At 62.8% G+C, this 7,976-nt stretch carries 7 protein-coding genes; 6 read left to right on the forward strand and 1 reads right to left on the reverse strand.

From position 1 onward, the window contains the following. The first annotated feature begins 2 nt into the window (after positions 1 to 2). A complete protein-coding gene (locus tag QMK17_RS12715; RefSeq protein WP_283509544.1) occupies positions 3 to 944 on the forward strand; it encodes an alpha/beta hydrolase family protein in 942 nt (313 codons plus the stop codon). Positions 945 to 948: 4 nt separating this feature from the next. On the opposite strand, the gene QMK17_RS12720 is transcribed toward QMK17_RS12715, so the two are convergent. Further along, a complete protein-coding gene (locus tag QMK17_RS12720) occupies positions 949 to 2,355 on the reverse strand; it encodes an MFS transporter (RefSeq protein WP_283509546.1) in 1,407 nt (468 codons plus the stop codon). A 279-nt stretch (positions 2,356 to 2,634) separates the two neighbouring features. Between QMK17_RS12720 and QMK17_RS12725 the strand changes: the two genes are divergently transcribed. From QMK17_RS12725 to QMK17_RS12745, 5 genes are read left to right on the forward strand one after another with little or no spacing between them, the layout of a single operon-like run. Then, positions 2,635 to 3,780 carry an ABC transporter ATP-binding protein gene (locus QMK17_RS12725; RefSeq protein ID WP_283509637.1) on the forward strand — a complete coding sequence of 382 codons (1,146 nt, stop codon included), beginning with the start codon at positions 2,635 to 2,637 and terminating at the stop codon, positions 3,778 to 3,780. A gap of 44 nt (positions 3,781 to 3,824) precedes the next feature. After that, the gene (locus QMK17_RS12730; RefSeq protein ID WP_283509547.1) at positions 3,825 to 5,201 is read left to right on the forward strand and encodes an ABC transporter substrate-binding protein; all 1,377 of its coding nucleotides are present in this window, start codon (positions 3,825 to 3,827) and stop codon (positions 5,199 to 5,201) included. Positions 5,202 to 5,241: 40 nt separating this feature from the next. Continuing rightward, positions 5,242 to 6,114: a metallophosphoesterase gene (locus QMK17_RS12735; RefSeq protein ID WP_283509549.1), complete on the forward strand. Its 873-nt coding sequence runs from the start codon at positions 5,242 to 5,244 to the stop codon at positions 6,112 to 6,114. Between the two features lie 30 nt (positions 6,115 to 6,144). Continuing rightward, on the forward strand, positions 6,145 to 7,074 hold the full coding sequence (locus QMK17_RS12740; protein WP_283509639.1) for a carbohydrate ABC transporter permease: 930 nt from the start codon (positions 6,145 to 6,147) through the stop codon (positions 7,072 to 7,074). Further along, positions 7,064 to 7,921: a carbohydrate ABC transporter permease gene (locus QMK17_RS12745; protein ID WP_283509551.1), complete on the forward strand. Its 858-nt coding sequence runs from the start codon at positions 7,064 to 7,066 to the stop codon at positions 7,919 to 7,921. Before QMK17_RS12740 ends, QMK17_RS12745 begins: the two co-directional genes overlap by 11 nt. Positions 7,922 to 7,976: the final 55 nt, after the last annotated feature.

A 7,976-nucleotide genomic window follows, 5' to 3' on the forward strand; every position in this document is an offset into this window, starting at 1 on the left:
CGATGTCCACAACCTCGGGAACACCGAGCGGCCCCCAGGCTGCCGAGAAGGAGACGCCAGCCCGGCGCCCCTCCGAATACTCATTGCTCGAATCTCTGCCCGTCGAGGTCGCGGGCGGAATCACGTTCACGGTTCGATCGGTGCCGGCGGCAGACCCGTCGGCTCCGGTGGTTCTCATCCTCCCGGCCATGGTCATGAAGGCCAAGCACTACATGCACCTCGCCAAAGCCCTGAATGCACAGGGAGTGTCGGTCGCCCTGTGCGATCTTCGCGGACAAGGCGAAAGCACACCCGCACTGCTGGATCAGCCGAACTTCGGCTACCGCGAGATGATCGAGATCGATCTCCCCGCCGTGACCGCCGCAGTGCGAGAGCGTTTCCCCGACAGTGAGCTTCACCTGTTCGGTCACAGCCTCGGGGGTCAGCTCTCGTTGCTCTACGCGGCGGCAAACCCGGGCGCGGTCGAGAGTGTCACGGTGATCGGCACCGGGACGGTCTACTGGCGCGCCTTCGGTATCCGACGGTGGTTTGAGGCGCTGCGCGACATCCAGTGGATCGGCTTGGTCGCACGGGTCAAAGGACACTGGCCGGGCGGTGTCCTGATTCCGGGGGCCATGGCCGGGCGCGTCATGGTCGATTGGTCGCGGCACTCCCTGACCAGTCACTACCGACCCACCGGAACGTCCCGTGATTACGACCGCTTGCTTGCGGAGATGACGACTCGGGTCCTGGCCATCTCGCTCGCCGACGACCATCTGGGTCCCAAATCGAATGTCGACTTCCTGGAATCGAAGATGAAGGCGGCCGCGGTGTCCCGCTGGCACATCGACGGTGATTCCCCGGTCACCCACCGCGATCACTTCGAGTGGGTCAAGGATTCACCGGTGATCGCTCGGGTCGCGACCGACTGGATTCGGACGGGTGTCGCGACCCCCGCTTCCTGATCTCTCATTCGCGTGGTCCTGACGGCCGCAGCACGACGGCCGTCAGGACCGCACCCGCCAGGGCTCCCACCGCAGCGATGACGAATGTCGTCGACATCGACGTGACCTCGTCCCCCACGCGCGGCGACGCGATGGCCGCAGCAGCAACGCCGAACACGGCGCCGAACTGCCGGAACGTATTCATTGCGCCTGATGCGGCACCCACCGACTCCGCCGGAACCGCGTTCATCATCGCGGCAATCGCGACGACACCGCCGGAGAGCGGTATGCCGATCCCGAGCAAGGCGAGTGCGACTCCGTAGACGGCGAACGGTGCGCCCGCCGGGATCGACAACAGACCCAGCATCCCGGCGCAGATCGAGCCGAGCCCGAGCAACATCGTCGGACGGGTACCGAGCCGACCGACGATATACGAGGCACTCAGCGATCCGATTCCCATTGCGCCGAAGAGCGGGAGGAATTGCAGGCCCGTCGCGATCGGACTGAGGCCTTGCTCCCCCTGCAGGTACAGAGTGAGGATGAACAGCACGCCGTAGAGGCCGAACAATCCGAGGAAATTGACTGCACATGCAGCGAAGACTTCGGGGATGCGGAGCAGTCCCGGCGGCAACATCGGCAGCTCGGTGCGGCGCTCCCACAAGACGAACGCCGCCGCAGAGAGAGCCGCAACCCCGAAGGTCACCAGCACGAACGGATCCGCCCAGCCGCGATGCGGGCCTTCGACCACCGCGAGTGTGGCGCCGACACCTGCCGCGACGAAGAAGGCCTGGCCGAGGACGTCGACACCACCGCTACGCGATTTTTCCCTGGGACGCAGAGAAATCCGCAGTGCACCCCACGCGAGCACCGCGATGGGAACATTGATCCAGAACAACGACTGCCATCCCGCCGACGACACCAGCACCCCACCGACCAGCGGTCCGAGTGCAAGGGCAACCCCCGCGGTGCCACCCCACAGGCCGATAGCCTTCGCCCGGGCCGTCGGGTCGGGAAAGTGTGTGGTCAACGCCGCGACGGACAAGGGAACGATGACCGCCGCGCACACGCCCTGCAAGGCGCGACCCGTGATCAGCACGCTCATGGTCGGCGCGAGGGCGCAGACGATCGATGCGAGCCCGAACGCACCGGTGCCACCGAGCAACATGCGCCGGGTACCGAATCGGTCGCCGAGCAGCCCGCCCGACAACAGCAGGCACGCGAATGCCAATGTGTACGCGTCCAGAATCCATTGCGCCGCAGTGTCTCCGCCATCCAGGCGGTCTGCGATGGACGGAATCGCTACCGGAGCGATGCTGGTGTCGAGGTAGACGATGAACGTCACCGCGCAGATGCCCCACAGGAGGGTGCGCCGACGAAGTTCAGGCTGGCTCGCGGATGTATCGGTTCGGGAGATATCACTATCCGAAGTCACTCGAACATCGTATGCTCGAAATCCGAAATACTCTGATGCACCGTCTCTTTCGATGGGAAGCGATAGTCAACGCCTATTCTGGTTGGCCAGGACCGCAGGAATCCTGAATATCTCATGGTTCGCGTGACGTCGATCGCACGCGTCCAAAATCCTATCGGCCCAGGTCCGCGCACCGACATCGCTCTCGGCGCACCACTACGGCAACCGGTGTTCACCCTGGGTACACAGTGGCGTGTTGGCATGTTCCTACTGATCACGGGCACGACAAGGAGATACACGTTGAGTCGAATTCAACTCGAATCGGTGTCGAAGAAATTCGGTGCCACCCATGCGATTTTTGACGTGAGTCTCGACATTGCGGACGGCGAATTCATGGTCCTTCTGGGACCGAGTGGTTGTGGCAAGTCGACCCTCCTCCGTATGGTGGCCGGGCTGACCCAGCCGACGTCGGGCCAGATTCTGCTCGACGACAAAGACATCACCTCGGCAGCTCCACGTCAGAGAGATCTTGCAATGGTCTTTCAAAGCTACGCTCTGTACCCGCATCTGACCGTCGCCAAGAATATCGGATTTCCCCTGCGCGCCCGCAAGGTCTCGCGACGATCCATCGCCGACAGCGTTGCGAACGTGGCATCGATCCTCGATCTGACCCAGCTGCTGGGACGGAGGCCGGGTGAATTGTCCGGTGGACAGCGGCAGCGTGTTGCACTGGCGAGAGCCATGGTCCGCGATCCCGGCGCATTCCTGATGGACGAGCCCCTGTCCAATTTGGATGCAAAACTGCGGAGCGCGACGCGAACCGAGCTCATCGAACTGCACAACCGGATCGGCACCACGTTTTTGTACGTCACTCACGACCAGGTCGAGGCCATGACGATGGCCTCTCGAATTGCGTTGATGAACAACGGGCGCGTGGAGCAGGTTGGCACTCCGACCGAGCTATACGACACTCCGCTATCGACCTTCGTGGCCGGCTTTCTCGGTGCGCCTCCCATGAATCTCATCGAGGCCGACGTGTTGAGCCGGGGCGGTCAACTGTACGCCGAAGCAACCGAATTCTCGATGCCGCTTGGTATTTCATCCACCGACGTCGCCAGCCGCGCCGTGACCGTCGGCGTACGGCCGGAGCGTATTGTTCTGCGCCGGGGCGGCACTGGAAACCCGGCAACGGTCACCACAGTGGAGAACCTCGGGAGCGAGGAACTGGTTCACGTGCTCGTTGGTCAGAACTCCCTGTGCGCGAAAGTTTCTCGACCATCCGACGTACGACCCGGTGACAGGGTCCACCTCGGCCTCGAAACGTCGGACATCCACCTGTTCGACCGTGATACCGGGCGCCGGCTGATCTGGCAGAACGAGCACGCGGTCGCCGACATCGGCACCACCGCTCGCGAGACGACGAGCATCCCGGTCTTCACGTCCTAGACCACAATTTCTCCTTTCCCGACCGAACCTAACCAGGAGCTTCAGTGAACAGGACCCTTCTCGGCGTGGGCGCACTCGTAACAAGTGCGCTCGTGCTGACCGCGTGCGGCGGTCTCGGCAGCACGACGACGACGGAGGCGGCAACCGCCTCCGCATCGGTGCCCGAACTGACCGATGACCAGCAGGTCTCGATCGTCTTCGAGAGTTACAACTACGGCCTCGCTGGTGCGTGGACCGACACGTTCAACACCCTGATCGGCGAATTCGAGAAGCAACACCCGAACATCACCGTCACGGCGCAGAAGCCGCAGGGAAACAGCCCGAACCCCGCAACGGACACCGTCTCGAGCATTCAGAACCAAACGGTCGCGGGGGCACCCCCGGACGTTGCACAGCTCGGGTTCAGTGACCTGGACTTCACCATTCACCAACTGGGAGCCCAGTCGCTCGACAACCTCTTCGGCAAGGACGAAGTACAGAAGAACTTCGACGGAACCAAGCACGCCTACGCACCCACCGCACGCACCCTGGCCGACTGGGACGGGACCACATACGGCGTCCCGTTCGTGTTCTCCACACCCGTCTTCTATTACAATGCAACACTGTTCGAGCAGGCCGGCCTCAACCCCGCCGATCCGCCTTCGACCTGGGACGAGGTTGCCGACGCGGCGAAGACCATTGCCGACCGAACCGGCAAGGGCGGGGTGTACCTCGACTGCCTTACCAAGTCGGCCAAAGACTGGTGCTTCCAGAGCTTGGTTCGGTCGAACGGTGGACGCGTCATCTCAGAGGATCGGACGTCGCTCGAGTTCGCCGACGAGGCGGCCGTCGAAGCCACGACGATGGCTCAGAGTCTGGTTGCCGACGGAGCGACGCCAGTGCTGAGCCAGCAGCAGGGATACGAGGCTTTCGCTCGTGGCGATATGGGAATGATTCTCGAGACCAGCGCAATACAGGGGACGTTCACCAAGGGCGCCAAGGACAAATGGGATCTGCGTGCGACCACGATGCCGTCCTTCGGCGACGAGCCTGTCGTTCCCACCAACTCGGGGGCGTCGTTGTTCACGTTCGCATCCGACCCCGCGAAGCAGCGGGCGTCGTGGGAACTCATGAAGTTCCTGACCAGCGAGCAGTCCTACACCGCGATATCGCAGGGCATCGGCTACCTACCGTTGCGTACCGGGCTTGTCGACGATCCCGAGGGGCTTCAAAATTGGGCGGCGACGAGCCCCCTGATCGGTCCGAACCTCCAGCAGCTGGAGTCGATGGAGCCGTGGGTATCCATGCCCGGCAACAACTATCTGCAGATTCGTGACGGAATGATGGACGCCGTCGAGTCGATCGTCTATCAGGGTGCGGATCCGGGTCCAACGCTGAACGCCGCCCTCGATCAGGGCACCGCGCTTCTCCCCGCTCGGTGAACTGTCGACCCGGCCGATACCGCTCGAGAAAGGACACAAGATGACTGGACCTGATTTCACCGTCGTTCAGTTGACGGACACCCATATTCGCCGAGAGGGTGAGAAAGTGCACGGTGTGGTCGACACGCTCGACAACCTGCACACGGTCCTCGACCGACTGGTGAACTCCGGGCAGCGCATCGACGCCCTGGTTCTCTCGGGAGATCTCACCGACAACGGTGACCCGGAGGCATACCGCCGATTGCGTAATGCGGTCGTTCCCGCCGCTGACGCATTGGGCGCCGTGGTGATCTACGCGATGGGCAATCACGACAATCGAGAAGCGTTCGTTCACGAGTTGTTCGCGTCACCACGCGCAGATGCGGCCCCGGTCGACACCGACCAGCCCATCGACGCCGTCTTCGACCTCGGTGGCGTCCGGATCGTCGTATTGGACAGCACTACGGCGGGGAGACACGACGGCCGGCTCGAGCCGAGCCAGTTGTCCTGGCTTACCGGCGTTCTCGACGAGCCGGCCCCCGGCGGCACGATCCTGGTGCTGCATCACCCACCGATCCCATCACCGGTCACGTCGGTGAATTCTCTTCGGCTACAGCACTCGGAGCATCTCGAGGCCGTTCTTGTCGGCTCCGACGTAGGCATGATCCTGTGTGGTCACGCTCATCACACAGGATCGGGGTCGATCGCTGGGATTCCGGTGTGGGTGGGTCCCGCGATGTCGTACCGTGTCGACCCGATACCGCCCGTAGGCCGACATCGTGGTGTCGTCGGGTTCGGCTTCACCCGCATCGACGTGTTCGGGTCCTCCTTCGTCGCCACGGCGGTGGAAGCCACGCCGACGGCCACGGTATACGACGAGTCGATGCAGGACGTTCTCGACAAGCTCGCGGCGCTCTCACTCCGGGCGGGGTGAGAGGTGTTCGTCAGCGTTCTCGACCCCCCCGTGCCGGCCGAAGCGGCGACCTCCGAACACTCTCGGCCCGTCCGGAATTCATCGTTCGCGCGCGTCCTGCGCGTCGCCCAGCCCTATCTCTACCTGACGCCGGCCATCGCCCTGCTCGTCGTCTGGACTTATCGTCCTCTCGTCCAGGCTGCTCAGTTGTCGACGTATTCGTGGAATCTATTGCCGACGACACCGATGCAGGCGGTCGGCGCGGACAACTACCGTCGTCTGCTCGAGTTGCCGGCCGTCGGTGACTCCATTTGGCGCACGGTCGTTCTGATCCTCGCCCTTCTTCCCTTTTCGATCGTTCTGCCCGTGGTGATCGCGTTTGCGACGCGGGGCGTGCACGGTCGCGCGCGCGTGGTTTATCAGAGCATCATCTTCGCTCCGTTCCTGATCGCACCGGTAGCGGGTGCGGCAGTGTGGCAGTGGCTGCTCGATCCGAGCGCCGGGGTCGTCAACCGGATTCTCGGTTCGGACCGCAACTGGATCCAGGACACCGGCACCGCTCAGTGGGTGATCATCATCATCACGGGGTGGCACTTTCTCGGGTTCGCGGTGCTGGTGGTGTCCGCAGGCATGGCGGGCGTAAACAGCGACTACTCCGAGGCCGCGCAGATGGACGGGGCGTCGCGGTGGCAAATCGATCGATGGATCACACTTCCGTTGCTCTCCCCCACCCTGGTGTTTCTCATGCTCATGACCGTCCTGCTCAGTGCGCAATGGACCTTCCCGCTGATCGACACACTGACTCAGGGCGGGCCATCGCAATCGACTACCAACATCTATTACCTGTTGTGGGACTATGGTTTCCACAGCTTCGACGCCGGACTCAGCGCCGCCGCGGGCATAGTACTGTTCGTGGGTTTCGGTGCGGTCGCAGGTGTCCTCGTCTGGCTCTCCGAACGGATTACGTTTCATGACAATTGAAATGCGGGATTCCGATGCCCCCGACACCGTCGAGGGTGGCGGCGATCTTCTGCGGCGGATACGCGGGCACACAGTCCTGATCGTCATAGCGGTGGTGTGTGCGTTCCCGATCTATTGGCTGTTCGCGACATCGTTGCGTCGGCCCGGCGATGTCGGGTCCCTCTCACCGTTTCCGTGGCCGCTGTCGATCGAGAACTACACGGACGCCGCATCGAAAGTCGACATCTTCGGGCTTCTGATGAACACGTTCGGTGTCGCGTTCGTGTCCGCCGCCGCACAACTGTTGATCGCATTGCTCGCGTCGTACGCGTTTGCCATGTACACGTTCCGTTTTCAGAAACTCCTCTACCTAGCGTTCGTCGGGACGTGGTTGGTGCCGTTCCAGGTCACTATGCTGCCCAATTACGTCCTCTTGTATCAAATGGGCCTGATCAACACTCTTGCCGGTGTCGTGGTGCCGACGCTGTGTTCGGCTCTCGGGGTGTTGATGCTGCGTCAACACATGACCAGTTTCCCGAAGGAACTGGTGGCGGCCGCGCGAATGGATGGCCGATCGTCCTGGTCGATCCTGTGGACGGTCGTGGTACCCAATCTGCGCCCGGCTCTAGCGGCGTTGTCCATCCTCCTGTTCATCAACTCATGGAACGAATACTTCTGGCCTGCAGTGGTTCTGCAGCGTAACAACGCAGTCCTTCAGCTCGGATTGCTCAGCTTCATGGGAACCGAGGGCAACGATTGGGGCCCGATGATGGCGGTGGCCGGAATGGCGTGCCTACCTGTGTTCATTCTCTACATCGTGCTGCAACGGCACATCGTCAACGCATTCGTCCGCTCCGGCCTCAAGTAAGCATCCGACCAGGGGCACCCCGAGTCGGTCCGGGGTGACCCTGGTTGGGAACGCG

The organism is Rhodococcus sp. G-MC3, from assembly GCF_030063335.1.
Taxonomy (GTDB): Bacteria; Actinomycetota; Actinomycetes; order Mycobacteriales; family Mycobacteriaceae; genus Rhodococcoides.